The 1,685-nt window shown below is 75.8% G+C and carries 2 protein-coding genes and 1 pseudogene; all 3 read right to left on the bottom strand.

Going from position 1 to position 1,685, the window contains the following annotated elements; translation table 11 throughout:
* Window positions 1–203: pseudogene (locus tag AC1WTP_RS34325) on the bottom strand (phosphoheptose isomerase); the annotation flags it as partial.
* Window positions 203–1,420, bottom strand: a complete 1,218-nt coding sequence (locus AC1WTP_RS34320; RefSeq protein ID WP_481653365.1) for a glycosyltransferase — start codon at window positions 1,418–1,420, stop codon at window positions 203–205. The pseudogene AC1WTP_RS34325 and the gene AC1WTP_RS34320, both read right to left, overlap by 1 nt.
* Window positions 1,405–1,685 (bottom strand): glycosyltransferase (locus tag AC1WTP_RS34315; protein WP_481653364.1); only part of this gene is annotated, 281 nt, incomplete at its 5' end. The genes AC1WTP_RS34320 and AC1WTP_RS34315, both read right to left, overlap by 16 nt.

Here is a 1,685-nt window from a genome sequence, read left to right as displayed (position 1 = left end):
TTGCCGACGAGTTCGGCGGTGAGGTGTTGGGCCTCGGCGGCGCTGCCGCCGTTGCCCGCCACCAGCAGGCGGCCGCCCCGGGCAAGCGTCCAGGCAACCTCGGTGCCCCAGCCGGCGAGCCGCTCGGCCGCCTGCCGGTAGGGCAGCAGCGCGGCCGCCAGGTGGGCCAGGTGGGTGTCCAGGGTGGAGAGCGTCTGCGTCATCACGCCACCGCCGGGGTGGGACGGGCGACCGAGCTCACCGCGGCGTAGACCGCGCTCAACTGCTCGGCGCAGCGCTTCCAGGAGTACCGGCTGCGGATCCGGTCCAGTGCCGCCGTGGCGTACGCGAACCGCCGGACCTGGTCGCCGAGGAGCCGGCGGATCGCGGCGCCCAGCGCCCGCGGGTCCCGGGGCGGGACCAGGTCCCCGGTGAGTCCGTCCACCACGGTGTCGGCGATGCCGCCGACCCGGGTGCCGATCACCGGCACGCCGCAGGCCATCGCCTCCAGCGGGGTGAGCCCGAACGGCTCGTACCAGGGGGCGGCCACCAGGATGTCGGCGGAGCGGTACCAGCGCCCCATCTCCTCCCGGGGCACCGCGCCGACCAGGCGGACCCGGTCGGCCACCCCGCACGACTCGGCCAGCGCGCCGAGCCGGCGGGCGAACGCGTCGGCGGGCAACAGGTCGGCGGACGGGCCGCCGACCACCACGCACTCCGCGTCCGGCACGGCCGGCAGGGCCCGGACCACGTCCTGGAAGCCCTTGCGCTCCACCATCCGCCCGACGGTGAGGATCCGCGGCCGGGCCGGGTCACGCGGGGCGACCGGCCCGTCCGGGCGGAACACCTCCTGGTTGACCCCGGACGGGACCAGGGCCATCCGGGACCGGGGCACCCCCAGCCGCACCAGCTCGCCGACCTCGTCCTGGCACTGCACGATCACCCGGTCGGCGGCCCGGCCGAGCGCGCGTTCGAAGCCGATCCGCCCCGGTGGGCTGGTGTCCCGTGCGCCCTGGTGCCGCCGTTTCACCGTGCCCAGCGCGTGGTACGTCAGCACCACCGGCACCCCGGTCCGCCGGCCCGCGTGCAGGGTGGCCAGTCCGCTCATCCAGAAGTGCGCGTGCGCGACGTCGGGGGTCCAGTCCCCGTTCCGCCACTGGCCGGCCAGCCAGCGCCCGAACTCGCCCATGTGCGGCAGCAGCTCGTCCTTCGGCACCCGCAGCGCCGGCCCGGCCGGCACGTGGCAGACCCGGTAACCGTCGGCGGTGGCGACGGTGTCGGGCAGGGCGGTGGAGTCCCGGCGGGTGTACACGCGGACGTCGTGGCCCTCGCCGACCAGCGCGGCGGCGAGCTCCGCGACGTGCGTGTTCTGGCCACCGGCGTCCTCCTCCCCGAGGACGGCGAGTGGGCTGGCGTGCTCAGAGATCATCGCGATCCGCATGTTTCCTCCTCGATCAGCCGGTCCCAGTCAGCCAGGAACCGGTCCAGCCCGAAGCGTTCCTTCGCCACCTCGCGCCCCCGCGCGCCCAGCCGGGCGGCCGCGTCGCGGTCCGTCATCAACCACCGGGCCGCCTCGACGAGGTTCTCCACCCGGGTGGAGAGCACGCCCGCGTCGGCCGGTACGGCGTCCACCGCCTCGGTGGTGGCCAGCGCGACGACCGGCATGCCGATCGCCATCGCCTCGATCAGGCTCAGCCCGAGCGAGG

It is taken from the genome of Micromonospora sp. R311 (genome assembly GCF_056780015.1).
This window is presented reverse-complemented; position numbering and strand designations above follow the sequence as displayed.

Bases quoted from the DNA above. Each gene is read 5' to 3' on its own strand.
- AC1WTP_RS34320 (WP_481653365.1), bottom strand. From the start codon at position 1,420: ATGCGGATCGCGATGATCTCTGAGCACGCCAGCCCACTCGCCGTCCTC.